The 22,654-nt window shown below is 48.5% G+C and carries 29 protein-coding genes; 15 read left to right on the top strand and 14 right to left on the bottom strand.

The annotated features are described in order from the left end of the window. Positions 1-85: 85 nt before the first annotated feature. The 11 genes from C3B51_RS01565 to C3B51_RS01515 are packed head-to-tail and all read right to left on the bottom strand — an operon-like array spanning position 86 to position 7,837. Positions 86-364 (bottom strand): HPr family phosphocarrier protein, encoded by a 279-nt coding sequence (locus tag C3B51_RS01565; RefSeq protein ID WP_125716841.1) that lies wholly within the window; start codon positions 362-364, stop codon positions 86-88. Next, positions 361-1,206: an RNase adapter RapZ gene (gene rapZ, locus C3B51_RS01560; RefSeq protein WP_125716840.1), complete on the bottom strand. Its 846-nt coding sequence runs from the start codon at positions 1,204-1,206 to the stop codon at positions 361-363. Before rapZ ends, C3B51_RS01565 begins: the two co-directional genes overlap by 4 nt. Positions 1,207-1,218: 12 nt before the next feature. Then, on the bottom strand, positions 1,219-1,674 hold the full coding sequence (locus tag C3B51_RS01555; RefSeq protein ID WP_125716839.1) for a PTS sugar transporter subunit IIA: 456 nt from the start codon (positions 1,672-1,674) through the stop codon (positions 1,219-1,221). A 2-nt stretch (positions 1,675-1,676) separates the two neighbouring features. Then, on the bottom strand, positions 1,677-1,964 hold the full coding sequence (hpf, locus tag C3B51_RS01550; RefSeq protein WP_010386630.1) for a ribosome hibernation promoting factor: 288 nt from the start codon (positions 1,962-1,964) through the stop codon (positions 1,677-1,679). Between the two features lie 25 nt (positions 1,965-1,989). Next, positions 1,990-3,498 carry an RNA polymerase factor sigma-54 gene (locus C3B51_RS01545; RefSeq protein ID WP_130243930.1) on the bottom strand — a complete coding sequence of 503 codons (1,509 nt, stop codon included), beginning with the start codon at positions 3,496-3,498 and terminating at the stop codon, positions 1,990-1,992. A 44-nt stretch (positions 3,499-3,542) separates the two neighbouring features. Further along, a complete protein-coding gene (lptB, locus tag C3B51_RS01540) occupies positions 3,543-4,268 on the bottom strand; it encodes an LPS export ABC transporter ATP-binding protein (protein ID WP_046005318.1) in 726 nt (241 codons plus the stop codon). Next, the gene (gene lptA, locus C3B51_RS01535) at positions 4,265-4,804 is read right to left on the bottom strand and encodes a lipopolysaccharide transport periplasmic protein LptA (protein WP_130243929.1); all 540 of its coding nucleotides are present in this window, start codon (positions 4,802-4,804) and stop codon (positions 4,265-4,267) included. Before lptA ends, lptB begins: the two co-directional genes overlap by 4 nt. Next, the gene (gene lptC / locus C3B51_RS01530; protein WP_125778603.1) at positions 4,794-5,348 is read right to left on the bottom strand and encodes an LPS export ABC transporter periplasmic protein LptC; all 555 of its coding nucleotides are present in this window, start codon (positions 5,346-5,348) and stop codon (positions 4,794-4,796) included. The genes lptA and lptC overlap by 11 nt, the downstream gene beginning before the upstream one ends. Further along, positions 5,345-5,896: a 3-deoxy-manno-octulosonate-8-phosphatase KdsC gene (gene kdsC / locus C3B51_RS01525; RefSeq protein WP_125716835.1), complete on the bottom strand. Its 552-nt coding sequence runs from the start codon at positions 5,894-5,896 to the stop codon at positions 5,345-5,347. Before kdsC ends, lptC begins: the two co-directional genes overlap by 4 nt. Continuing rightward, positions 5,897-6,868 carry a KpsF/GutQ family sugar-phosphate isomerase gene (locus tag C3B51_RS01520; RefSeq protein WP_130243928.1) on the bottom strand — a complete coding sequence of 324 codons (972 nt, stop codon included), beginning with the start codon at positions 6,866-6,868 and terminating at the stop codon, positions 5,897-5,899. Positions 6,869-6,877: 9 nt separating this feature from the next. Continuing rightward, entirely contained in the window at positions 6,878-7,837 is a 960-nt protein-coding gene (locus C3B51_RS01515; protein ID WP_125716833.1) for a calcium/sodium antiporter, read from the bottom strand. A 229-nt stretch (positions 7,838-8,066) separates the two neighbouring features. On the opposite strand from C3B51_RS01515, the gene C3B51_RS01510 reads away from it, so the two are divergent. Genes C3B51_RS01510 through murA form a run of 7 tightly spaced genes read left to right on the top strand, consistent with a single transcriptional unit; the run spans position 8,067 to position 12,725 of the window. Continuing rightward, positions 8,067-8,873 (top strand): ATP-binding cassette domain-containing protein, encoded by an 807-nt coding sequence (locus C3B51_RS01510; protein WP_125716832.1) that lies wholly within the window; start codon positions 8,067-8,069, stop codon positions 8,871-8,873. Further along, a complete protein-coding gene (mlaE, locus tag C3B51_RS01505; protein WP_046005325.1) occupies positions 8,870-9,649 on the top strand; it encodes a lipid asymmetry maintenance ABC transporter permease subunit MlaE in 780 nt (259 codons plus the stop codon). The genes C3B51_RS01510 and mlaE overlap by 4 nt, the downstream gene beginning before the upstream one ends. A 14-nt stretch (positions 9,650-9,663) precedes the next feature. Beyond that, complete coding sequence (gene mlaD / locus C3B51_RS01500; RefSeq protein WP_125716831.1) at positions 9,664-10,209, top strand: outer membrane lipid asymmetry maintenance protein MlaD; 546 nt, start codon at positions 9,664-9,666, stop codon at positions 10,207-10,209. 5 nt (positions 10,210-10,214) lie between these two features. Then, positions 10,215-10,898, top strand: coding sequence for an MlaC/ttg2D family ABC transporter substrate-binding protein (locus C3B51_RS01495; RefSeq protein WP_206074687.1), 684 nt, complete (start codon positions 10,215-10,217; stop codon positions 10,896-10,898). After that, positions 10,891-11,184: an STAS domain-containing protein gene (locus C3B51_RS01490; protein WP_125716830.1), complete on the top strand. Its 294-nt coding sequence runs from the start codon at positions 10,891-10,893 to the stop codon at positions 11,182-11,184. Before C3B51_RS01495 ends, C3B51_RS01490 begins: the two co-directional genes overlap by 8 nt. A 5-nt stretch (positions 11,185-11,189) precedes the next feature. Beyond that, positions 11,190-11,447, top strand: a complete 258-nt coding sequence (locus C3B51_RS01485; protein ID WP_046005329.1) for a BolA family protein — start codon at positions 11,190-11,192, stop codon at positions 11,445-11,447. A gap of 12 nt (positions 11,448-11,459) precedes the next feature. Further along, the gene (murA, locus tag C3B51_RS01480; RefSeq protein WP_125716829.1) at positions 11,460-12,725 is read left to right on the top strand and encodes a UDP-N-acetylglucosamine 1-carboxyvinyltransferase; all 1,266 of its coding nucleotides are present in this window, start codon (positions 11,460-11,462) and stop codon (positions 12,723-12,725) included. Between the two features lie 66 nt (positions 12,726-12,791). Here the strand turns inward: murA and C3B51_RS01475 are convergent, their stop codons facing one another. The 3 genes from C3B51_RS01475 to C3B51_RS01465 form a co-directional block, all read right to left on the bottom strand. Continuing rightward, positions 12,792-13,874, bottom strand: coding sequence for a trypsin-like peptidase domain-containing protein (locus C3B51_RS01475; RefSeq protein WP_125716828.1), 1,083 nt, complete (start codon positions 13,872-13,874; stop codon positions 12,792-12,794). A 160-nt stretch (positions 13,875-14,034) separates the two neighbouring features. Beyond that, on the bottom strand, positions 14,035-15,387 hold the full coding sequence (locus C3B51_RS01470) for a DegQ family serine endoprotease (RefSeq protein ID WP_125716827.1): 1,353 nt from the start codon (positions 15,385-15,387) through the stop codon (positions 14,035-14,037). A gap of 111 nt (positions 15,388-15,498) precedes the next feature. Further along, entirely contained in the window at positions 15,499-15,951 is a 453-nt protein-coding gene (locus C3B51_RS01465; RefSeq protein ID WP_125716826.1) for a YhcB family protein, read from the bottom strand. Positions 15,952-16,095: 144 nt separating this feature from the next. On the opposite strand from C3B51_RS01465, the gene zapE reads away from it, so the two are divergent. The 8 genes from zapE to C3B51_RS01425 all read left to right on the top strand — a co-directional run bounded on the left by zapE (position 16,096) and on the right by C3B51_RS01425 (position 22,631). Next, on the top strand, positions 16,096-17,190 hold the full coding sequence (zapE, locus tag C3B51_RS01460; protein ID WP_125716906.1) for a cell division protein ZapE: 1,095 nt from the start codon (positions 16,096-16,098) through the stop codon (positions 17,188-17,190). A 292-nt stretch (positions 17,191-17,482) separates the two neighbouring features. Continuing rightward, complete coding sequence (gene rplM, locus C3B51_RS01455; RefSeq protein ID WP_010386604.1) at positions 17,483-17,911, top strand: 50S ribosomal protein L13; 429 nt, start codon at positions 17,483-17,485, stop codon at positions 17,909-17,911. A gap of 12 nt (positions 17,912-17,923) precedes the next feature. Beyond that, positions 17,924-18,313 carry a 30S ribosomal protein S9 gene (rpsI, locus tag C3B51_RS01450; protein ID WP_046005335.1) on the top strand — a complete coding sequence of 130 codons (390 nt, stop codon included), beginning with the start codon at positions 17,924-17,926 and terminating at the stop codon, positions 18,311-18,313. A 504-nt stretch (positions 18,314-18,817) separates the two neighbouring features. Continuing rightward, on the top strand, positions 18,818-19,408 hold the full coding sequence (gene petA / locus C3B51_RS01445) for a ubiquinol-cytochrome c reductase iron-sulfur subunit (RefSeq protein WP_125716825.1): 591 nt from the start codon (positions 18,818-18,820) through the stop codon (positions 19,406-19,408). Continuing rightward, positions 19,408-20,700: a cytochrome b gene (locus C3B51_RS01440; RefSeq protein ID WP_046005337.1), complete on the top strand. Its 1,293-nt coding sequence runs from the start codon at positions 19,408-19,410 to the stop codon at positions 20,698-20,700. The genes petA and C3B51_RS01440 overlap by 1 nt, the downstream gene beginning before the upstream one ends. Further along, positions 20,697-21,434 (top strand): cytochrome c1, encoded by a 738-nt coding sequence (locus tag C3B51_RS01435; protein WP_130243927.1) that lies wholly within the window; start codon positions 20,697-20,699, stop codon positions 21,432-21,434. The genes C3B51_RS01440 and C3B51_RS01435 overlap by 4 nt, the downstream gene beginning before the upstream one ends. Positions 21,435-21,561: 127 nt before the next feature. Beyond that, positions 21,562-22,188, top strand: a complete 627-nt coding sequence (sspA, locus tag C3B51_RS01430) for a stringent starvation protein SspA (protein ID WP_046005339.1) — start codon at positions 21,562-21,564, stop codon at positions 22,186-22,188. Further along, on the top strand, positions 22,188-22,631 hold the full coding sequence (locus C3B51_RS01425; RefSeq protein WP_130243926.1) for a ClpXP protease specificity-enhancing factor: 444 nt from the start codon (positions 22,188-22,190) through the stop codon (positions 22,629-22,631). The genes sspA and C3B51_RS01425 overlap by 1 nt, the downstream gene beginning before the upstream one ends. The last annotated feature ends 23 nt before the right edge of the window (positions 22,632-22,654 follow it).

Genomic DNA, 22,654 nt, shown 5'->3' with positions numbered 1-22,654 from the left:
TCAATTGGTATAACTAAAAAAGGGGAGAAAGCAGCGAGAATGCGGCAGTTTGACGCTGCCGGAATACGGATAAGTAGCGTGGTTGCTATTCGGATTCGTTGAATTTATCGGCTATCAGGTTGCCGATGGCATGCAAAGCACGTTTGGCATCAGGTCCCTCGCAAACTACTTTCACTTCTTTACCCTGGCTGCTTTCAAGCAGCAATAACGCCAGCACGCTGTCTCCCTCGGCCTCTTTACTGCCCTGAAATAAAGTGATATTGGCGTCAAACTGGGCTGACAGCTCGGCCAGCACGCTGGCAGCACGGGCATGCAGCCCCAGTTTATTTTGGATCAGAAAAGTATCTTCAAAGCGTTGTGTCATTTTTCTTGTTCGCGGTGATGGATTTTCACATTGCTATGAGTACGGGCAAAGCGTTCACCCAAAGTCTGGGCAAGATAGACGGAGCGGTGTTGCCCGCCGGTACAGCCTATCGAAATCGTCAGATAGCTGCGGTTATTGCGTTCCAGGTGTGGTAACCAGGTTTGTACAAAGGTTTGGATCTGCCAGGTAAATTTTTGCACCAGACTGTGACTGGCCAAGTAATCAATGACGGGCTTATCCAAGCCTGTCAAAGGTTTAAGCTCTGGTTCCCAGTGTGGGTTGGGTAAAAAACGGGCGTCGAAGACGTAGTCTGCTTCTTTCGGAATACCATGTTTGAAACCAAAGGATTCGAACGTAATAATTAACTGTTTGTCTTTTTTACCGAGAATTTTTTCCCTGATCCGCTCTGCCAGCTGATGGATGCTCATATCTGTGGTGTCTATGGTGATATTGGCGCGGCGAATAAGCGGATCAAGCAGCTCTTTTTCTTTCTTGATGGCTTTATCCAGCGAAAAGTCGGCCAGCGATAGCGGATGCAGACGGCGCGTTTCGGAAAAGCGACGGATCAGGATTTGATCTTCACTATCAAGGTAGAAAATATTGGGTTCGGCAAATCCAGGCAAGTATTCCAGAATATCGTCGAGCTCTTGTTGATCTTTTGGCAGGTTACGTACGTCGACGCTTACAGCAATTTTATCATAACTGTCTGATACGCTGCGCACCAATGCTGGCAGCAGGTTAACTGGGATGTTATCTGCGCAGTAGTACCCCAGGTCTTCCAGTACGCGAAGGGCGACTGATTTTCCTGAGCCGGACCGACCACTGACAATAATTAGCTGCACTGAAACTCTCCGTTAGTTGTCAAACTCTTCAATTATCGCAAATAATTCCTGATCATTGTGAGCTTGTCTGATACGTTTACAAAACACCTTGTTTTTAAGTTTATCAGCGATTGTTGCCAAGGTCTGCAAATGTTGTTGATTTTCTCCCTCGGGTACGATGAGTGCCACAAAAATGTCGACGGGTTGATTATCTATGGCGTCAAAGGCAATGCCTTGCTGGTTAACCAGGAGCATGGCAACCACTTTATCTATGCCTGGCAGGCGGCCATGTGGCAGTGCGATCCCTTTACCAATACCGGTACTACCGAGTTTTTCGCGGCTGAGCAAAGCATCCAGGATGTCGTGGGTATTACTGTCAGGAAGCTGGCTCTGAGCCAGTTCACTGATGTATTCTAGAATGCGCTTTTTGCTATTAAAAAGGACCGCAGCTTTGCTGCAGTCCTGTGAAATCAATGAGCTTAGTTTCATGATTAGTGTCGAGTTAGCTTCTCTTTGTGCTTGATCACCTGACGATCAAGCTTGTCGATAAGTCCGTCTATTGCGGCATACATATCCCGGTGTTCGGTTGAGGCAAAGATCTCTCCCCCGTTCACATGTAATGTGGCTTCTGCTTTTTGGATCAGCTTTTCGACATCTAGGATAACATGCACATTATTGATGTGATCAAAGTGCCTTTCTAGCTTCGCAAACTTGTTTGTTACATAGTCTCTTAACGAATCGGTGATTTCTACATGTCGACCAGTTAAATTTAGTTGCATAAGCATTTTCCTTCTGTAGTTACGTCTAAATCAGGCTTTTACGCTGATTCGACGGTGGGATAGCCAAAGACTCTCGGTATTTGGCAATTGTACGTCTAGCCACTTTGATCCCTTGATCTGCCAATACATCCGCTATTTTGCTGTCGCTCAATGGTTTAGCTGTGTTTTCTGCGGCAATTAGCTTTTTGATCAATGCTCTGATTGCAGTCGAAGAGCATTCTCCTCCGTTTTCAGTGCTGACATGGCTTGAGAAGAAATACTTCAACTCATAGATACCGCGCGGCGTGTGCATATACTTTTGCGTAGTAACACGTGAAATCGTGGACTCATGCATGTCGACCATTTCGGCCACATCATTGAGTACCATCGGCTTCATCGCCTCGGGGCCATGCTCAAAGAATGCCTGTTGTTGCTGCACAATGCAATTAGTAACTTTTAATAAAGTTTCGTTTCGACTTTCCAGGCTCTTGATGAACCATTTTGCCTCTTGCAGGTGCGAGCGAATAAACTGACTATCGGTGCTCGACTTGACGGAACGAGACATAGCGGCGTAGTGATCGTTCACTCTGATCTTTGGCATGGAGTCCGGGTTGAGCTCAACAACCCAGCGGCCTTTTACCTTTTTGACCGACACGTCCGGGATCACATAGTCCGCTTCTTCTTGCACTATGCTGGCGGCAGGTTTCGGATTCAGACTGTGGATCAGGGTCATTACTTCTTTCAGATCCGCTTCTTTGAGTTTGGTCTTTTTCATCAAAGTGCGATAATCCCGGCTGGCCAGCAAATCAATGTGCTCGGTCAGGATCTCTTTGGTTTGAGTGAGCCAGGGGGTATTGCGATCAAACTGGTTGAGCTGGATACACAAACACTCCTGCAAGCTGCGCGCTGCAATACCAACGGGATCGAATAATTGCACCCGTTTCAGTACGGCTTCAACTTCGTCCAGCTCTATGTGTTCGTCATCATTGTTCTGGTTCATGCTCTCGACAATGTCTTCACAGCTGATTGTCAGCAAACCTGCATCATCAACGGCTTCCACTATTGCCAAAGCGATGGCTCTGTCGGTTGGACTAAAAGGAGTGAGCTCCAACTGCCACATCAGGTATTCTTGCAGCGTCTCAGTGGTTTTGCCCTGATAGATGGTTTCATCCTCTGGCATCGGGCCAGAGTTGCTTGCCGGGGCGGCACTGATGTACTCATCCCAGGTGACATCCATTGCCAGATCGTCACTGACTGTGTCTTTGTTTAATGCAGCATCGCTGTCTTGTTCGTAGTCACTGACAGCCGAGTCCTCAAAGCTGTCATTATCATTGGTCGTGTGTTGTTCTAACTCCGTATCCGATTTGGATTGAGTTTCATTGTCATGTGATTCAGACTCACCTTCTTCCACTTCCAACAAAGGGTTGCTATCAAGCGCTTCTTGGATTTCTTGTTGGAGATCTAGCGTACTCAACTGTAACAGGCGAATGGCCTGTTGCAGCTGTGGTGTCATTGTCAGTTGCTGCCCCATGCGCAGCTGTAGCGATTGCCTCATGTATCTCTAACAATCCTTTTTGTTATTTACTTCTAATCTTATAATTATAGCCTGAATTGCTCACCTAGGTAGACATCCCGCACGGTTTGATCGGCAAGAACATGCTCCGGGGTGCCTGCTGCTATGAGTTCACCATGTGACACTATATAAGCTTTCTCACAGACGTCCAGCGTTTCACGTACATTGTGGTCAGTGATCAGCACGCCTATGCCGCGGTTTTTTAAGTGTTCGATAATTTTCTTTATATCTAACACCGAAATGGGATCAACGCCAGCGAAAGGCTCATCCAATAAGATAAATTTTGGATCTGCCGCAAGGGCACGTGCAATTTCTACCCGGCGACGTTCACCACCCGACAAAGCCATGCCCTGGCTATCCCGAATATGTTGGATATTAAATTCATCTAACAACTCGTTGAGGATGACTTCTCGTTGCTCTTTATTGAGCTCTTTACGGGTTTCCAAAATGGCCATCAGATTCTGATAGACGGTTAGTTTGCGAAAAATAGAGGATTCTTGAGGCAGGTAACCAATGCCTAACCTTGCCCGACTGTGCATAGGCAGCAAGGTAATGTCTTGATCATCAATGTGAATGCTACCCTTATCACTGGGCACCAGGCCGACAATCATGTAAAAAGTGGTGGTTTTACCCGCGCCATTAGGGCCGAGCAGACCAACAATACTGCCAGCCTCAACGCTCAATTCAACGTTCTTAACAACTTGCCTGCCCTTGTAGCTTTTGGCCAGTGCCGTGGCGGTTAACTTACTCACGGATTACCCTTCTTTTGTGGTTGCTTGGTATTGTCTTTTTCGGGCAACAGAATGGTTCTAACACGGTTTTGTTCCTGTTCTCCACGTTGTGCGCTGATCAGCTTTTTTTCCATGTCGTACACAATGGTTTGGGCACTGATTTTTTGTCCCGCCTGGCTGATTTCGGCACCGCCTTTAATCGTCAACATGCGGTTTGCAACGTCATAACGCACTTCTTTGGCAGTGGCTTTCAGTAGCGTGCCATCGGCCTGACGCTCCTGAAACACGGCTGGGCTGCCTGTGGCGACCAACAGCTGTTTATTCTTTCCAAGCTCTTCGCGGCGATGCACTTCGAGGCGGTCGGCCAGTATTTTACGCTCGCCATGAATGATTTCGACGTTCTCTTCGAACACGCCAATATTGGTTTGCAACTGGGCCAGCTGGGTGCCCGAACTGATAATGACCTGATCAGCGGGTGAGTTTTCTGCATAGGCCGCAGGATGAAACGCACTTAAGGTGCATAGTAAGATCAGGGAACAGGTTAATTTATTGCTCATAATAAATTGTTTCAGTGTGGTTGATGAGTTCAATGATTTCAGTGTTGAGATCGGCTATCAGGCCTTTCCCTGAAATCGTTAAGTTGGGTCCGGTAATTTCCACCGGATGTTCAGAGCGCATATGCTTTTCATTTATGTCGACCTGCACGTGGTCGGCATTGATGTGCTTAATCATGGCATCGGCAGTTAGGTTGGTGGCCTGCACCTGACCTTCCAGGATCAACGTATTATTGCCATACAGAGTGGCCTCATTGGCTTTAAGCTGCCAGTTTTGCTGATCGTTATGCAGCGTAAAGATGGGCGCGGTAAAATGGCTGAAACCAAGCTCCTGGTAAAGCTCCATTCTGTCAGCTGTGATTTGGTAGCTGAGCTGACCATTTTCTGCGTAATTGGTTTGTTTCAGGTCGATGGCAACGTAATCGGGTTTAGCCAGCACCTCTTCGGAGCGTGGGGTAACCTGACCTGATTGCGATAAATAAGGGTACCACAGCCACAGCATAGTGAGGCTGAATACTATCAGTAATAAGACGCGAAGCACGGTCATACGCTGCTGCCTTCATAACCCAGCGACTTGCCCTGACACAGTAGCAGTAAATCAGTGAGTTCACGTACCGCACCATAGCCACCCGGCAACAGGGTTCTGTAATCGGCGGCACGGATCACCATCGGGTGTGCGTCTTGCACAGCAACAGACAGGCCCACTTTGAGCATGACTGGCAGGTCAGGTGCATCGTCACCGATATAGGCAATTTCGTGATCTTCGAGTTGCAATGTGTCTTTCAACTCAGCGTAACCTTGCAACTTATCTTCCATCCCCTGATAGATATGTTTGACGTTGAGGCTAGTCATACGCTGCTGAACAATCTGTGAATGACGGCCTGTGATCACGGCAACTTCAACGCCGCCATTGATCAGCGCTTTGATGCCAAAACCGTCTTTGGTATTAAATGCCTTTAGCTCTTCCCCTTGATTACCCAAATAGATGCGGCCATCGGAAAACACCCCATCGATGTCGCAGATCAGCAGTTTGATCGCTTGTGCTTTACGGACAATGGCGTCGTCTATGGGCTGGTAAAGATCGGAAAACAGCATTTATAAAACTCCTGCTCGCAGTAAATCCTGCATATTTAACGCGCCGATTGGGCAACTTTGTGCATCAACCACAATCAGGCCATTGATGCGTTTTTTCTCCATGATATGCAATGCTTCAGCGGCCAACATATCTTGTGCCACTGTGGTGCAGCGCTTTGTCATTACAGATTCAATCGGGGTACTGTGTAAGTCAAGTCGTTGTTCAATAATACGGCGTAAATCCCCATCTGTGAACAAACCCTTGAGTTTCCCCTGGGCATCGACAATCGTGGTCATACCCAAGCCTTTGCCTGACATCTCAACCAGTGCGTCGGTAATGGTGCAGCCTTGTGTTACAACAGGAACGGCTTCTCCTGAATGCATCACGTCCGCCAGGGTTAGCAGCAGGCGTTTACCTAAGCTGCCACCTGGGTGTGACAGGGCAAAATCGTCCGCCGTAAAACCTCGGGCTTCGAGTAAAGCGACGGCCAGCGCGTCACCCATGACCAGCGTCGCTGTGGTGCTCGCTGTGGGCGCAAGGCCTAAAGGACAGGCTTCTTTGGACACTTTGATACACAGGTGGATATCTGCCAGCTTTGCCATATTCGACTCGGGATTACCCGTCATACTGATGATTTGTGCGCCAATGCGTTTAATCACCGGTACGATAGCCAATACTTCGTGGGTTTCACCTGAGTTGGAGATGAGCAGTACCACGTCATCGGCGGTGATCATGCCCAAATCGCCATGGCTTGCTTCACCAGGGTGAACAAAAAACGCCGGTGTGCCGGTACTGGCCAGTGTGGCTGCTATTTTGTTGCCAATGTGGCCGGACTTGCCCATCCCGATAACTATGATACGACCACGGCACTGCAACATGAGTTCACAGGCCGCGGCAAATTTTGCATCCACATACTGAGTAATGTCGGCAATGGCTTGTTGTTCGATTTCTAATACCTGCCTGGCAGAGCCGATAAAGTTGTGCGTGCTCATGCTGAATCCTTAAATAATGAAGTACATATAACCACAGAATGCGCCAAGGAGCAGTCCGCCTTCAACACGGTTGATTTGGCGACGGCCTTTCAGGCTGACACTCATCAGTACCAGCGCTGCGGTTGCGCCCAGCATGACATAGATGTCGCGGCTGGCGATGTTGCTGTCCAGCGTGGCAGGATTGAGGATCCCGGCAATAGACAACACCGCCAGAATATTAAAGATGTTCGAACCAATAATATTGCCCAGCACCAGATCGTCTTCATTTTTAAGTACACCTGCCACACACGCAGCAAGCTCAGGCAAGCTGGTGCCGATAGCGATGATGGTCAGGCCGATGAGCAGGTCGCTCATGCCAAAATACTTTGCAATGTCCACTGCGGAATCGACCAGATAGTCAGCACTGACTGGCAGCAGAACCATACCGACGACCAGCCAGAATAGGGCCTTGCTCATCGGAACATCACTCGGTACTTCGTCGCAGGCTTCTGAAATCAGTGGATCGTCCTGGTCGGTTTTACCGGTTTTAGAAATGTAGATAAGGCCGCCGATAAACACCATAAAGCCAATCAGCAATAGCCAGCCTTCAAGTGCGCTAAAATGGTTGTCGCTGATGATCAACCAGGCCGCCAGCGACACAACAACCAGCAGTGGCATTTCGCGCTTCAAAATGCCCGAGCCGACGCCAAGTGGCCGCAATAGCGCGGTGATGCCAAGTACCATCAAAATGTTAGCAATGTTTGAGCCTACGGCATTGCCAACGGCAGTGTCTGTTTTGTCAACCAGCGCGGCTTGTGCGGCGACCATCATTTCAGGTGCTGAGGAGCCCATTGCAACAATAGTCAAACCCACAATTAACGTTGGTACCCCAAGGTTTTTAGCCAGTGCCGCCGCACCATACACGAAGCGATCGGCACTCCAAACCAGGGCAATGAATCCAAGAATGAGTATGACAAACGATAAAACCATGAAGTCTAAGCCAAGTTACTAAATTCAATGGCGCAGATAGTATCAAATAGCGCATCAAATGTATAAATAAAGTCATCGTTTTTGGAGGGGGTATTGAGGATAAGCAGGCGTGCATTTCGCACAACAAATATGGCGAATGAATTACAAAATTTTACCATTAAGGGTTTTCCATATCACGGCAAAACAACGTATTATTCCACAATTGCAAAAGTATGATGTGGAGAGCGACTTGACGCAGTCAATAGTTGAAGTCAGGGATTTGACCTTTTCTCGTGGTGAAAGGACAATCTACAAAAATATGAGTTTCTCCGTTCCCAAAGGGAAAATTACAGCCATCATGGGGCCCAGTGGTATTGGTAAAACCACCATGCTTCGACTGATCGGTGGTCAGCTCAAGCCGGATAGCGGTGAGATTCTCTTCTCTGGTGACAGCATTCCAGCTATGTCACGCCAGGCCTTATATCAGGCACGCAAGCGAATGAGCATGCTATTCCAAAGTGGGGCTTTATTTACGGATATGTCGGTATTCGACAACATTGCGTTCCCGCTACGCGAGCACACTAAGCTGAGTGAAGAATTAATCCGCCTGGTGGTGCTGATGAAGCTGCAAGCCGTTGGTCTGCGTGGCGCGCGGGATCTCATGCCGTCTGAGTTGTCGGGCGGGATGGCACGTCGTGCCGCATTGGCCAGAGCCATAGCACTTGACCCGGAACTGATCATGTACGACGAGCCGTTTGCTGGGCAAGATCCCATTTCAATGGGGGTTTTAGTGCGTCTGATTAAGTCACTCAATGAAGTGCTGGGATTGTCCTCCTTAATCGTGACGCACGATGTCACCGAAGTGCTCAGTATCGCCGATCATGTGGTGATCATCGCCGAACAAGGCGTTATCGGTAGCGGTACACCCGAGCAGATGCTCGCTCATGAATCCCCCCTGGTGCAGCAGTTTTTACAAGGCCACTCAGATGGGCCGGTGCCGTTCCATTTTGATGCCGCACCTTATGAGGATGAGTTATTGGCAGGAGGAAGCCTGTGATGGATTTTTTACAGCAGTTAGGCCATAAGACGCTGAGCCGTTTTGCGTCGCTGGGCCGGGCAACCAGGATGTTACTGGGAGCGCTGTGCAGTATGCCCAATTTCAGAAAAGGCGGTCCTTTGTTGGTTCGTCAACTGTATATGGTGGGTCATCAGTCTTTGCTCATTATTATGGTATCTGGCTTGTTTATTGGCATGGTACTGGCGCTGCAGGGCTATACGGTGCTGGTCGATTATGGCGCAGAGGACAGTCTCGGGCCGCTGGTCGCACTGAGCTTGTTACGTGAGCTTGGGCCTGTGGTAACTGCCTTGCTGTTTGCCGGTCGGGCGGGCAGTGCGCTGACCGCGGAAATTGGTTTGATGAAGGCGACAGAGCAGCTGTCAAGCCTTGAAATGATGGCGATTGACCCATTAAAACGCGTTATTTCACCGCGCTTTTGGGCTGGTTTTATCAGTATGCCGTTGCTGGCGCTGATTTTCTCCGCCATTGCTATTCTCGGTGCACACCTGGTCGGTGTTGACTGGCTGGGTGTCGATTCAGGCAGTTTCTGGTCCATTATGCAATCTCAGGTGTCGTTTGAGCAGGATATTGTCAATGGCCTGATTAAAAGTTTTGTATTTGCGCTGATCGTGACCTGGATTGCGCTATATAAAGGGTATGACTGTATCCCAACGTCCGAGGGGATCAGTAAAGCCACCACAGAAACGGTGGTTCATTCTTCTCTTGCTGTTCTGGGCTTCGACTTTGTTCTGACAGCAGTGATGTTTTCAAGTTAAGGGTTTGTAGAAACATGAATACACGGAAAATAGAAATACTTGTCGGCCTGTTCGTTGCTTTAGGCGTGGCCGCCTTTGTAATGCTGGCACTGAAAGTGGCCAATGCAGGGATAAGCGGAAATGGCGAAACCTACACCCTGGAGGCTAAGTTCGACAATATCGGTTCACTTAAGACCCGAGCGCCCATCAAAGTCGGTGGTGTTGTGATCGGTCGCGTAGAAGGGATCCGTATTCACCCTCAAGAGTTCGTGCCGGTTGTCAGCATGAGCATTGACAGACACTACGAGTGTCAGTTCTCAGATACCACCTCGGTCTCTATCCTGACGTCAGGTATTCTGGGTGAGCAATATCTGGGTATTTCTCCGGTGATTGCGTCCAAATCCGCCAAGCAGAGCTGTCTGGGGCAAGAAGTGGTCAGTAATGATGAGCTGGATCTGGGTGAGTTATTTGGCGTTGAAAGCGCGGCACTCAAAGATGGCGACATGATCACAGATACTAAGTCGGCTCTGGTTCTGGAAGAACTGATTGGCCAATTCCTGTTTAATCAAAGTAGTGAGTAATAACCATGATGGCGAAAGTTTTGGGTTTCTTCGCAAGTGTTTTTCTGATTGTACTTGCCAGCACTGCGTCTGCCAGTGAAGTGGACATGACCAACCCTTACACTATGGTGCAACAAGTTGCCGATAACACCTTTAAACGTGTGACCAAAGATCAGAAAATGATCGCACAGGACAAAGAGCATCTGCGAGTGATCGTTGAAGAAGAGCTGCTGCCGTATATTGATTATAAATATGCCGCCTATCGTGTGCTGGGCAGTCACATTCAGAAAGTTCGTAATATTGAAGACAAAGAAGAAAAGCGTCAGGCCATTGAGCATATTCGCACATTCATTGATGTCTTTAAGTCTTACCTGGTTGCGACCTATGCAGGTGTGTTCACCCAGTACACCGATCAGACCGTTGAGTTTGAACCGGCGCGCGACGCTGATGATGATAAAATCGCGATAGTCAAAACCAAGATCGTCGAAGCGGGTAAGCCGGATATTAAGATCGATTTTAAAGTACGTCGTGACAGTAATGGCGAGTGGCGGGCCTTTGACATGATGGCAGAAGGGATCAGCCTGCTCGATGCCAAACAATCTGAGCTGCACGGTATTTTACGTCAGCAGGGGATTGAGCGTGTGATTGAGTTACTGGACAAGAAAAGCAAACTGCCAGTGCAGTTTCGAGGTGACGACGGCAATGCCTAATTTGCAACTTACCAAGCCTTCGGCCGACACAGTCGCGGTCGTCGGCGAGCTCACACGAGATAGCCTGACAAATGAATCGCTTCTTAACCAGTTGCTAGAAAATGCGCAGTCAGTCCTGTATTTTGACCTTTCTGAGGTATCCAGGGTTGACACCGCGGGCTTAGCTTGGTTAATTCACTCTTTAGGCAAATTAAAGCAGCAAGACGTGCGTCTTGAGTTAAAAAATGTGCCTGACCAGCTACAAAATCTAATGGCACTGGGTCAGGTCAGCAACCTATTTGAGTGAGTCCAATGGAAACAAACCAAGTCGAAGCTTTACTACAAGAAGCGCTGAAACTTGACGAAGTCAAAGTTAAATCAGAAGGCAGTCATTACGAAGTCATCGCAGTGGGCGGCTGCTTTGAAGATTTGCGCCGGGTTAAGCGTGAGCAAATGGTCTATGCTCCGCTGATGGAAGTCATTAAAGATGGCACTATCCACGCCGTCAGCATTAAAGCCTTTACGCCAACTGAGTGGCAACGCGAGCGCAAATTTATCTTACCTCAATAATCTGGAGCCACAATGGATCAGTTTGTTATCCAAGGTGGCACCACTTTAAACGGTGAAGTCACTATTTCCGGGGCTAAAAATGCAGCCCTGCCAATTCTGTTTGCGGCGATTCTAGCCGATGGAAAAAGCACATTCAGTAATGTACCCAGACTCAGGGATATAGGGACTACAGAAGCCTTATTACGCACTTTAGGTGCAGAGGTGAACTGGCGCGGTCAGTTGTTAGAGATCGATGGGGCCAAGGTCGATAAAGTACTGGCGCCTTATGAGCTGGTTAAGCAGATGCGTGCATCAGTGCTGGCGTTAGGGCCGCTGGTTGCGCGATTTGGTAAAGCGCAGGTGTCGTTGCCGGGTGGCTGTGCCATTGGTGCGCGACCGGTTGACTTGCATATTGCCGGACTTGAGAAAATGGGTGCAACCATCCGCGTTGAAAACGGCTACATTAACGCCCATGTTGAGCAGGGTAAGCGTTTGCATGGCGCCGAAATCTTCATGGAAACCGTATCCGTTGGCGCAACCGAAAACCTCTTGATGGCGGCCACTTTGGCAGAAGGTAAAACTGTGCTGGAAAACGCAGCGCGCGAGCCTGAAATCGTCAATCTGGCAGAGTGTCTGGTTGCCATGGGGGCAAAGATCTCTGGTGCCGGGTCAAGTCGCATAGAGATCGAAGGGGTTGAAGTTCTGCGCGGGTGTGAGCACAAGATCCTCCCGGACAGAATAGAAACCGGTACCTTTTTAGTCGCAGCCGCCATGAGCCAGGGTGAAGTCTTGTGTAAAAATACAGACTATCACAGCCTTGAACCGGTATTAGACAAGCTACGCGATGCTAATGCCTTGGTTGAGGTCGCGCAGGACAGCATTTTTGTCAGTATGCGTGGCCGCGAACTGCGGGGCGTGAACATTAAAACCATGCCGCATCCTGGTTTTCCGACCGATATGCAGGCGCAGTTTACGGCACTGAATGTGGTGGCCAATGGTAGCGCGACCATTACCGAAACGATTTTTGAAAATCGCTTTATGCACGTGCCTGAGTTGCAGCGTATGGGGGCCAATATTCGTCTTGAGGGCAACACGGCCTACTGTGGCGAAACTGAGTTTCTGTCTGGAGCCCAGGTGATGGCAACCGACTTACGGGCATCAGCCAGTCTGATCTTAACCGGTATTGTTGCCAGTGGTGAGACGGTGGTTGATCGCATTTACCATGTTGACCGGGGTTATCAGCGTATTGAGGATAAGCTCAGTAAGCTGGGCGCGAAGATTAAGCGCCGCCACAATTAAAATATGATAACGAACAAAAAAGCGAGCAATGCTCGCTTTTTTGTTGTCTTGAATTCGCCTAAGGCGTTAATAAATCGGCGTTTCCAGTTCAGCCACTTCCACCATAAAGGTCAGGTGGCGATCGCCCCGGTAGACTTCAAATTCCAGTTGGGTGCCCGGTGCTGTGTTGCCTATCTTACGCAGGGTCTGCTGGGGGTTTTTCACGGGTTCACCGGCGACTTTGGTGACGATGTCATTTTCCTTCATGCCAGCTTGCCAGGCCGGACCCAGTGGGTCGAGGTCGCTGATCCGCAAGCCGACTATGGTGGTGTAAACATTGGTGACTTCCTGCCCTGTATTGTCGACCGGTGTGCCTCTGAAACCCAGATAGCCGCGGATCACCCGGCCATCTTTGATCAGTTTAGCCATTACGTCTTTGGCCAGGGAGTAGGGCACAGCAAACGAAATACCCTGGATATCAATGTTGTATCGGGCTCTGAATTGGGCCGATGTAATTCCCACCAGATCGCCATTGGAGTTCACCAATGCGCCGCCTGAGTTACCCATGTTTACGGCAGCATCCATTTGCAGCAGGCTATTATACTGGCTGTCTGTCAGGGTTTGCTTACCGGTGGCACTGATGATCCCCTGCGTGATGGTTTGTCCCAGGTTTAGCGGGTTGCCGATGGCCAACACCACATCGCCCACCTGCGGGTTAAAGGCATCGTCAACCGGGATCACGGGGAGGTGCTCTGCCTTGATTTTTAACAGCGCGAGATCGGTGATGGTGTCGTATCCCACCAACTGCACTTCGTTAAATAAACGGCCATCCGGCAGCAGCACAATGATCTGATCGGCATTATTGACGACATGATAGTTCGTCAGGATATAGCCTTCACGGCTCATGATCACACCGGAGCCCAGCTCCTGAACCGTATTTTGTCGTTTGAATCTTGGCTGATTGCTAAAGCTTTCTGAAAAAATCGACACCACAGCCGGGGCTGCGCGGTTAACACCAGAAGCAAAGCTCATATGCTGAGCGGTGTAATGGCTTTTCAATTCGAGGCGCAGGGCATTCTGCCGCAACTCGGGTGTGAACCAGATAATAATCAATGCCAGACCTAAGCCAATAAAGACTGGCGGGATAATGAGCTTGAGTAATTTAAACACGGTTATTTTTGTCTAGTTATCAGTGTAGAGCGTAATGATGGCATAATTGATACCAATCTGCATTAATGTGTTACTCAATGGTGTGTTTAGATATAAAAACACAGCGACCATGGCCGCTGTGTTTTGGATTGCTCAAATTAAATCAGATGCGTGTTGTGGGTTACTGGATGAGGTAGAACACCGAATCACGTCCGCGTTTGATACCCAGTACAATGTTGCCCTGAATGTCGTCAATCAGGCGCTTCATATCCCGCACCGAGGCAACTCGCTGACGGTTGACCTGCATAATGACATCCCCTTCTTGCAAACCGACTCGGGCAGCGGGCGAGCGCTCTTCAACAGAGACAACCACAATGCCCTGATTACCATTACGTTCGCCACTCTCAAGTACCGCGCCTTGCAGACTGGGGTGAATGCGATCGGCTTCGGCGCGCTGCTCACTCTGGCCTTTTAATTCGACATTTAGCGTACGCGTGTCTCCGTCGCGATAAATCTCGATTTTGACTTTTTTGCCTTCGCCCAGCGTTGCTATCTTGCCGCGTAATTCCTCAAAGCTCTCTATCTTATCGCCATTGAGCGCGATGATCACATCATTCGCTTTAATGCCGGCTTCATCTGCTGCTGAGTCTTTAACCACTTCCTGCACAAAGGCACCTTGCTTAACATCAAAACCCTGTGCTTTGGCCAGGCCGGCATCCAGTGTACGACCCCGGATCCCCAGTGAGCCACGACGTACCTGGCCATATTCAATGATTTGGTCGACCAGGTTTTTCATCATGTTTGAAGGAATGGCAAATCCGATCCCAACGTTGCCGCCCGAGGCGCCGAGGATAGCGGTATTGATCCCGATAAGTTCACCACGCAGGTTTACCAGTGCACCACCTGAGTTACCCTGGTTAATGGCGGCGTCGGTCTGGATAAAGTCTTCATATCCTTCGATGTTGAGGCCACTACGGCCCAGTGCACTAACAATCCCTGAGGTCACGGTGTGGCTCAGACCAAACGGGTTACCGATGGCAACCGAGAAGTCACCCACTCTGAGCTGATCAGAGTCTGCCAATTTCACGGCAGTGAGATCTTCGCCTTCGATTTGCAGCAGTGCGATGTCGGATTCTTTGTCTGCGCCAACCAGCTCTGCTTTAAACTCCCGGCCATCTTTGAGTGTGACCACGATATTGTCTGCTTCGTCGATAACGTGGTTGTTAGTCACCACGTACCCTTCGTCTGCATCAATGATGACACCAGAGCCTAGGCCACTGAAAGGGCGCTTCTGAGAGCGTGGGGCAGGGTTACCAAAAAAGAAATCAAATGGATCAACGCGTCGGCGCACTTCTTTTGCCCCCGAAACCTGAATACTGACCACCCCGGGGGTGACCTTTTCCAGCATCGGAGCCAGGGTGGGCAGCTGCTGGCCATCCACGGCGACAGGCAAGCGTGCATGACTGGTTTCGGGTAATAAGAATAAGCTTGAAGAAAGTAGCGCTGCGGTAAGTAATGATAATTTCAGTTTCATAGTCGTGGAATTCTCCTGGAAACAGCGTTAGTCCGTGGGGCGACGCGCATTCGCGCATCACCCATTATTCAATTGCTATTTCTACAGACTATGGGGTCAAAAAAAAGTTCATCAAGAGGCTTTTAATTGCTCACTTTGTGACCCTTCTCCTTTGAACAAGCCGCTTTCTCCCTCAACGTAATCACTCGGTGGCGCGTCGTGGGTATGTTCACTGGCACGGCGTTTTTCATCACGCATGTGCAGTGACGCATGCAGCTGCTCGGTGGTTTCTTTAGAGAAGAAAGGTTCACTTGGCAGCGATTTTTCCTGGCTGAGGAGCTGTTTGCCTTCTTCAAAGTGGCGGTTCAGCAGAGTGTAGTTTTCCTCCAGCTTGGCCATCAGTTTTTTGCTGTCTGCCAGATGATCACTGACATCCTGGCGATATTGTTCTAATGCATGCTGCGCTTCTTGCGCTTGTTGTTCCAGTTCATCATGCTTGAAGCGTTTTTTAGTCAGCAATGTGCCCGCAAAGAAAGCAGCGATTGCGACTATTACAAGGATCCCGAACCAGGCGATTGTTGTCATAAAGTACTCCTGTTGATGGTGTCACCTGATGGCACACCGAATGCAAAAAAAATAATCGACTTCGATAGCTTAAATATACGCTGAGTTTCGATGCGTGTTAATATAGCGGGTAAATAAAACTGCTCTTCGACAATAAAAAAGATGATGACGCCCTGGGAAAAGTACCAACAAGACTTACAGCGTGATGATTTTCACTATGACAGCGCACAGGAAAATGCCGTCAGGCACCTGCAAAGATTGTATGACGACCTGGTCAACCAAGTGCCGGTCAAAAAAAGCCTGCTGGGTAGCCTGTTTGGCCTGAAGAAAACACCTCAGCCCAAAGTCAAAGGGCTCTATTTCTGGGGCGGGGTCGGGCGTGGTAAAACCTATCTGGTTGATACGTTTTACGAGGCTTTGCCCACGGAGCGTAAAATGCGAGTGCATTTCCACCGCTTTATGCACCGTGTGCACGATGAGCTAAAAAAACTCAAAGAAGTGAAAAACCCGCTGGAAGTTGTTGCGGATATTTTTAAGGCTGAGACGGATATCATCTGTTTCGATGAGTTTTTTGTCCAGGACATTACCGACGCCATGTTGCTGGGCGGTTTGATGGAAGCCCTGTTTGAACGAGGCATTGTGCTGGTCGCCACGTCCAATATCATTCCCGACGAGCTCTATCGCAATGGTTTGCAGCGCGCGCGCTTTTTACCGGCCATTGCACTGGTGAATGAAAATACCGAGGTGGTCAATGTGGATTCGGGGATCGACTATCGTCTGCGTACCTTAGAGCAGGCCGAAATATTCCACAGCCCGCTGGGCAAAGAAGCCGATGACAATCTGTTTGAGTACTTCGATAAGCTCTCGCCTGAACCCGGTAAACTGGACGAGCCAATTGAGATTGAAGGGCGCCTGATCCAGACCCGTAAAGTATCTGACTGCATCGTGATGTTTGACTTTAGTGCCTTGTGCGAAACCGCACGCTCTCAGGTCGATTACATGGAGATCAGCCGGTTGTATAACACGGTGATCTTGTCGGATGTAAAACAGATGGGGCAGAACAACGATGACGCCGCAAGGCGCTTTATTGCGCTGGTCGATGAATTCTATGAGCGTAACGTGACTTTGATCATTTCCGCCGAGGCACCGATCACAGAGCTGTATACCGACGGTACACTGAACTTTGAGTTTAAGCGTTGCATCAGTCGCTTACAGGAAATGCAGTCGCTTGAGTATCTCGCCCGTGAGCACCTTGCATAATGCGTACATAATGTATGCATGACGCATGCATGACGCCTTAAAACTGGCAATTCACACCTATTTCAGAGAATGGCATGTTTTTTGTGGAAAAAACAGCCATCCCCTAGCATCGTGGCAAAACCCTTGCTATAATCCGCGGCCTGCCACGTTGCGTTACTATTGCCCTCGTCGGCTTAGCCACTGACTTGAGCGGCAAAAAAGTCTTAAACTCGAAGGGGTTAAAGCACCAAAAAGTAGAGCGGTAGTCATTCGGACTACCTGTGGTTTTAACTGAAAACTTTGGATTTTTATAATGAAAACGTTTGTTGCTAAACCAGAAACTGTAAAACGTGACTGGTACGTAGTTGACGCTGAAGGTAAAACTTTAGGTCGCATTGCTACTGAAATCGCTTCTCGCCTACGCGGTAAGCATAAAGCTGAGTACACTCCACATGTTGACACTGGTGATTACATCATCGTTATCAACGCTGAGAAAGTTACTGTAACTGGTAACAAAGCTCAGGACAAAATGTACTATGCACACTCTGGTTACCCAGGTGGCCTTAAATCTGTAAACTTCGAAAAACTTCAAGCTAAAAAGCCTGAAATGATCATCGAAAAAGCAGTTAAAGGCATGTTACCTCGCGGTCCTCTGGGTCGTGAAATGTTCCGTAAACTGAAAGTTTACGCTGGTAACGAGCATAACCACGCGGCTCAACAGCCTCAGGTTCTAGACATTTAAGGAGCACTACTCATGGCAAATCAATACTACGGTACAGGTCGTCGTAAAAGTTCAAGTGCTCGCGTATTCCTACGCCCAGGCACTGGCAACATCGTAATTAATCAGCGTTCTATCGAAGAGTACTTCGGTCGTGAAACTTCTCGCATGGTTGTTCGTCAGCCGCTTGAGCTAGTTGAAATGACAGAAAAGTTTGACCTATACATCACTGTTGCAGGTGGTGGTTCAACTGGTCAAGCTGGTGCTATCCGTCACGGTATCACTCGTGCACTAATGGAGTTTGACGAGTCACTACGTCCAACTCTGCGTAAAGCTGGCTTTGTTACTCGCGATGCTCGTCAAGTTGAGCGTAAGAAAGTTGGTCTTAAGAAAGCACGTAAGAAGACTCAGTTCTCAAAACGTTAATTTATTACGTTTCAGAATTGCAAAACCCAGCCTCGTGCTGGGTTTTTTGTGTCTGGCAATATGCAAATTAGCACAGTTTTCACTGCCTACTTTCTCCCTCGCTCTTTGATCCAAGCCCTCGACCAGGTTTATGGTCAAAAAAGTTCAATAATTATAATAATTAGTCGAGTTCGGACGATATCTCAGCGCATTTTTTTGCTACAATTGCGGGGCAAGTAATGAGTCGCGAAAACACTGGTTAAATTTTGATAGCTCGCCTGCAGGGCTTGATCTTAGTCAGTGAAAGGTCGCGTATGACGTTTTATCATAGTAAATCGGCTTCATGCTCGAAGTAACCAATCCCCTAATATTCGTGGGTTTATTCGGGCATGGTGCTGGAATAACCTTGTTTTAATCAAGGGATTTATTTATGATCGCGTCTATTTTGTAGTTTCTTAAAATTAACCTGCTGTAACTGATGTTCTCAATATAGCAAGTGTTGAGAATCATAGTGGAGATAAGTGGATGAGCAATGCGCCTGTAGACAACAGCCGACGTCGCTTCTTAACTATCGCTACCTCTGTCGTAGGTGGCGTTGGTGCGGTTGGAGCTGCTGTTCCTTTTATTGCGTCTTGGAATCCGAGTGAGCGAGCTAAATCTGCAGGTGCGCCTGTAGAAGTAGATATCAGCAAGCTTGAGCCTGGACAATTGATTCGTGTTGAGTGGCGAGGCAAACCTGTATGGGTTGTGTATCGTACGCCTGCGATGTTGGATGAAATGAAAAAACACGAAGCTAACCTTCGTGATCCTAACTCAGAAGAGCCACAACAGCTCGACTCTGCCAAAAACCCTCACCGTTCTAAGCGTCCTGAGATTTTTGTCGCAGTCGGTATTTGTACTCACTTAGGTTGTTCTCCGTCATTCCTCAATGGTGGTTTTGGTGAAAAGGTTGAAGGTACTGAACATGGTTTCTTCTGTCCTTGTCACGGTTCTAAGTTCGATATGGCCGGCCGGGTATTCCAGGCTGTACCAGCTCCGTTGAACCTGGAGATCCCGCCGTATACCTTTATTGACGACACTACCATTTTGGTAGGTGAAGAAGAAGGGGTTGCATAATGACTGCGAAGGTTGATAAGCCAGGCGCAATCGGCGCTGTGATAAACTGGATTGACGATCGTATTCCTATGACGCGAGTCTGGAATATGCATATCGCGCAATACCCAGCACCTAAAAACTTTAACTTCTGGTACCTGTTTGGCTCGCTGGCCATTTTGGTACTGGTTAACCAGATCCTGACCGGTATCTGGCTGACAATGAACTATGTTCCTTCAGGCGAAGGCGCATTTGCTTCAATTGAATACATCATGCGTGATGTTGAGTACGGTTGGTTACTTCGTTATTTGCATTCGACCGGAGCGTCGGCATTCTTCATCGTGGTTTATTTGCACATGTTCCGTGGCATGATCTACGGCTCTTATCAGAAGCCGCGTGAATTGCTGTGGGTATTCGGTATGCTGATCTTCCTGGCACTGATGGCTGAAGCTTTCATGGGTTACTTACTGCCTTGGGGTCAGATGTCATTCTGGGGTGCACAGGTAATCATTTCACTGTTTGGTGCAATTCCGGTAATTGGTGATGACCTGACACTGTGGATCCGTGGTGACTACGTAATCTCTGGTGCAACCCTGAACCGTTTCTTTGCATTGCACGTAATCGCATTGCCACTGGTACTGGTTATTCTGGTATTCCTGCACATTGTTGCGCTACACGAAGTGGGTTCTAACAACCCAGACGGTATCGACATCAAGCGTAAAAAAGGCACTGTTGCTGAAGAAGACAAGCCTAAATTCAAATTCCATGAGTACTACACGAGTAAGAAAGACATCGTTGATGCGATCCCTTTCCATCCGTATTACACCGTTAAAGATATTCTGGGTGTTGCTGGCTTCTTAATCCTGTTCTGCTGGGTGGTATTCTTTATGCCTGAAATGAACGGTTTCTTCTTAGAAGCGCCTAACTTTGAAGCGGCTAACCCGCTGAAAACACCAGAGCATATCTTCCCAGTTTGGTACTTCACGCCTTTCTACGCCATTCTGCGTGCGATTCCTGACAAGCTGTTAGGGGTTATCGCCATGGGTGTGTCTATCGTGATGCTGGCATTACTGCCTTGGTTAGACCGTGGTAAGGTTCGTTCAATCCGCTACCGTAGTGGTATCCACAAGCTGAACATTGCTCAGTTCGTTGTTACCTTCTTCATCCTGGGTTGGGCTGGTGCAACACCACAAACTGTGACCTCAACAATCCTGTCACAGATTTGTACGGTAACTTACTTCATGTTCTTCGTACTGCTGTTTGTGTACTCGAAGAATGAAACTACTAAGCCATTGCCAACGAGGTTGACGAAATGATGAAAAAGCTACTAATTGGTTTATTCGCATTGCTGCCTACCTTTGCAATGGCAGCGGGTCCGTCGGTTCCACTACTGGAAGCCAACAACGACCTGACTGACAATGCGTCATTGCAGCGCGGTGCTAAGTTGTTCATGAACTACTGCCTGGGTTGTCACCAGATGCAGTATCAACGTTATGAGCGTACTTTCCGTGATATCGGTATTCCGGTTGAGATTGGTAAAGAAACCCTGATTTTTGATGATTCAAAAGTCGGTGGTCACATTCTTAACGCCATGGATACCGATGATGCTGCAAAATGGTTTGGTGCTGCGCCACCAGATCTGACTTTGGTTTCGCGTGTACGTGGTGCTGACTGGGTATATACTTACCTGAAGTCGTTCTACGTAGACGAAAGCCGTCCGTTTGGTGTAAACAACTCAGTGTTCCCACTGGTTGGTATGCCACACGTACTGCAGGAGCTACAAGGTGTGCCCACTGCTGAATTTGAAGAAGTGGAAGAGCACGGCGTAAAAGTTCAGAAAGTGAAAAGCATTACAACAGACGGCTCGGGTGAGCTAAGTGCGGATGAATATGATCAGGCAGTTCGTGACCTGACTAACTTCCTGGATTATGTTGGTGAACCTTCACGCCTGCAATCAGAAGCTCTGGGTATTAAGGTACTTGGCTTCCTGGTTATCTTCTTCATTCTGGCATTCCTGCTGAAGAAAGAATACTGGAGAGATGTCCATTAATCTGGACACTTACCAGCAATTGATGCAATAGGGGCTTTAGCCCCTATTGCTGTTTTTATCGATTTTATTACATAAAATTGGTATTAAAGTGATGTTATTACTTTGTCATTAATTTATGGAGGTAGGCATGGCCGTTGCTGCCAATAAGCGCCCTGTTATGACTCTTTTCTCCGGTGCAAACTGTATGTACAGCCATCAGGTTCGTATCGTATTGGCCGAGAAAGGGGTAAGTGTCGATATTCATCTGGCTGAAAAGGACAACTTGCCAGAGGCACTGCATGAGATTAACCCTTATGGTACAGTTCCCACTCTGATCGACAGAGAGCTTGGTCTGTATCAGGCAAATATCATAATGGAATACCTAGATGAGCGTTTTCCTCATCCTCCATTAATGCCTGTCTACCCTGTTATGCGTGGTCGCAGCCGTTTGATGATGCACCGTATCGAAACGGACTGGTACAGCCTGGCAGAAAAAATCACTCAAGGCGGTGGTGATGCCGAGCAGGCACGCAAAGAGCTGACAGAAGCGCTGCTTGCGATTGCACCTATTTTCAGTGAAGCACCTTACTTCATGAGTGAAGAGTTCAGCCTGGTTGATTGCTACCTGGCTCCACTATTGTGGCGTTTGCCGCAACTTGGCATTGATTTGTCAGGTGCCGGTGCAAAAGAGCTCAAAGAATACATGCTGCGTTTGTTTGAGCGCGATTCATTCCAGGCTTCACTGACAGAAGCTGAGCGTGAGATCCGCAGCTAATGACTTCGAATCGCCCCTACCTATTACGTGCTTTCTACGACTGGATTGTCGATAACCAGTGCACACCACATATTGTGGTCGATGCTGAGTATCCGGCAGTTGAAGTACCACGTCAGTTTGTTCAGCAGGGGCAGATTGTGCTGAATGTAAGCCCTTCAGCAGCTGCTAACTTTTTAATGGACAATGACGCACTGAGCTTCAATGCGCGTTTTTCTGGTCAGCCCATGCAGGTTTATGTCCCCATTGGTGCTGTACTGGCGATTTATGCGCGTGAAAATGGTGAAGGTACAATCTTCTCTGAGTCGGAGCATCCACAGGATGATGAACACTTAGAAGAACCAGCTCAGACTGAGGTGACAGAGGAGCCTGCTGAAGCCCCTTCAGCAGACAAAGAAACGCCTGAAAAAGCGAAGAAAGCCTCTCACCTGAGAGTGATAAAGTAGCACGTCAGACAACAAAAAAACCT

The sequence above is a fragment of the Pseudoalteromonas rubra genome (assembly GCF_004212645.1).
GTDB lineage: Bacteria > Pseudomonadota > Gammaproteobacteria > Enterobacterales > Alteromonadaceae > Pseudoalteromonas > Pseudoalteromonas rubra_G.
Note: the sequence above shows the minus strand (reverse complement) of the source record. Positions and strands in the feature narration are given on the sequence as shown.

Coding starts and splice junctions, on each gene's coding strand:
- C3B51_RS01495 (WP_206074687.1), top strand. CDS start 10,215: ATGATGGCGAAAGTTTTGGGTTTCTTCGCAAGTGTTTTTCTGATTGTA.
- sspA (WP_046005339.1), top strand. CDS start 21,562: ATGGCCGTTGCTGCCAATAAGCGCCCTGTTATGACTCTTTTCTCCGGT.
- murA (WP_125716829.1), top strand. CDS start 11,460: ATGGATCAGTTTGTTATCCAAGGTGGCACCACTTTAAACGGTGAAGTC.
- rplM (WP_010386604.1), top strand. CDS start 17,483: ATGAAAACGTTTGTTGCTAAACCAGAAACTGTAAAACGTGACTGGTAC.
- lptC (WP_125778603.1), bottom strand. CDS start 5,348: ATGACCGTGCTTCGCGTCTTATTACTGATAGTATTCAGCCTCACTATG.
- C3B51_RS01490 (WP_125716830.1), top strand. CDS start 10,891: ATGCCTAATTTGCAACTTACCAAGCCTTCGGCCGACACAGTCGCGGTC.
- rpsI (WP_046005335.1), top strand. CDS start 17,924: ATGGCAAATCAATACTACGGTACAGGTCGTCGTAAAAGTTCAAGTGCT.
- petA (WP_125716825.1), top strand. CDS start 18,818: ATGAGCAATGCGCCTGTAGACAACAGCCGACGTCGCTTCTTAACTATC.
- zapE (WP_125716906.1), top strand. CDS start 16,096: ATGACGCCCTGGGAAAAGTACCAACAAGACTTACAGCGTGATGATTTT.
- C3B51_RS01485 (WP_046005329.1), top strand. CDS start 11,190: ATGGAAACAAACCAAGTCGAAGCTTTACTACAAGAAGCGCTGAAACTT.
- C3B51_RS01465 (WP_125716826.1), bottom strand. CDS start 15,951: ATGACAACAATCGCCTGGTTCGGGATCCTTGTAATAGTCGCAATCGCT.
- lptA (WP_130243929.1), bottom strand. CDS start 4,804: ATGAGCAATAAATTAACCTGTTCCCTGATCTTACTATGCACCTTAAGT.
- C3B51_RS01520 (WP_130243928.1), bottom strand. CDS start 6,868: ATGAGCACGCACAACTTTATCGGCTCTGCCAGGCAGGTATTAGAAATC.
- C3B51_RS01470 (WP_125716827.1), bottom strand. CDS start 15,387: ATGAAACTGAAATTATCATTACTTACCGCAGCGCTACTTTCTTCAAGC.
- C3B51_RS01555 (WP_125716839.1), bottom strand. CDS start 1,674: ATGAAACTAAGCTCATTGATTTCACAGGACTGCAGCAAAGCTGCGGTC.
- C3B51_RS01545 (WP_130243930.1), bottom strand. CDS start 3,498: ATGAGGCAATCGCTACAGCTGCGCATGGGGCAGCAACTGACAATGACA.
- kdsC (WP_125716835.1), bottom strand. CDS start 5,896: ATGCTGTTTTCCGATCTTTACCAGCCCATAGACGACGCCATTGTCCGT.
- mlaD (WP_125716831.1), top strand. CDS start 9,664: ATGAATACACGGAAAATAGAAATACTTGTCGGCCTGTTCGTTGCTTTA.
- C3B51_RS01435 (WP_130243927.1), top strand. CDS start 20,697: ATGATGAAAAAGCTACTAATTGGTTTATTCGCATTGCTGCCTACCTTT.
- C3B51_RS01425 (WP_130243926.1), top strand. CDS start 22,188: ATGACTTCGAATCGCCCCTACCTATTACGTGCTTTCTACGACTGGATT.
- C3B51_RS01565 (WP_125716841.1), bottom strand. CDS start 364: ATGACACAACGCTTTGAAGATACTTTTCTGATCCAAAATAAACTGGGG.
- hpf (WP_010386630.1), bottom strand. CDS start 1,964: ATGCAACTAAATTTAACTGGTCGACATGTAGAAATCACCGATTCGTTA.
- C3B51_RS01515 (WP_125716833.1), bottom strand. CDS start 7,837: ATGGTTTTATCGTTTGTCATACTCATTCTTGGATTCATTGCCCTGGTT.
- C3B51_RS01440 (WP_046005337.1), top strand. CDS start 19,408: ATGACTGCGAAGGTTGATAAGCCAGGCGCAATCGGCGCTGTGATAAAC.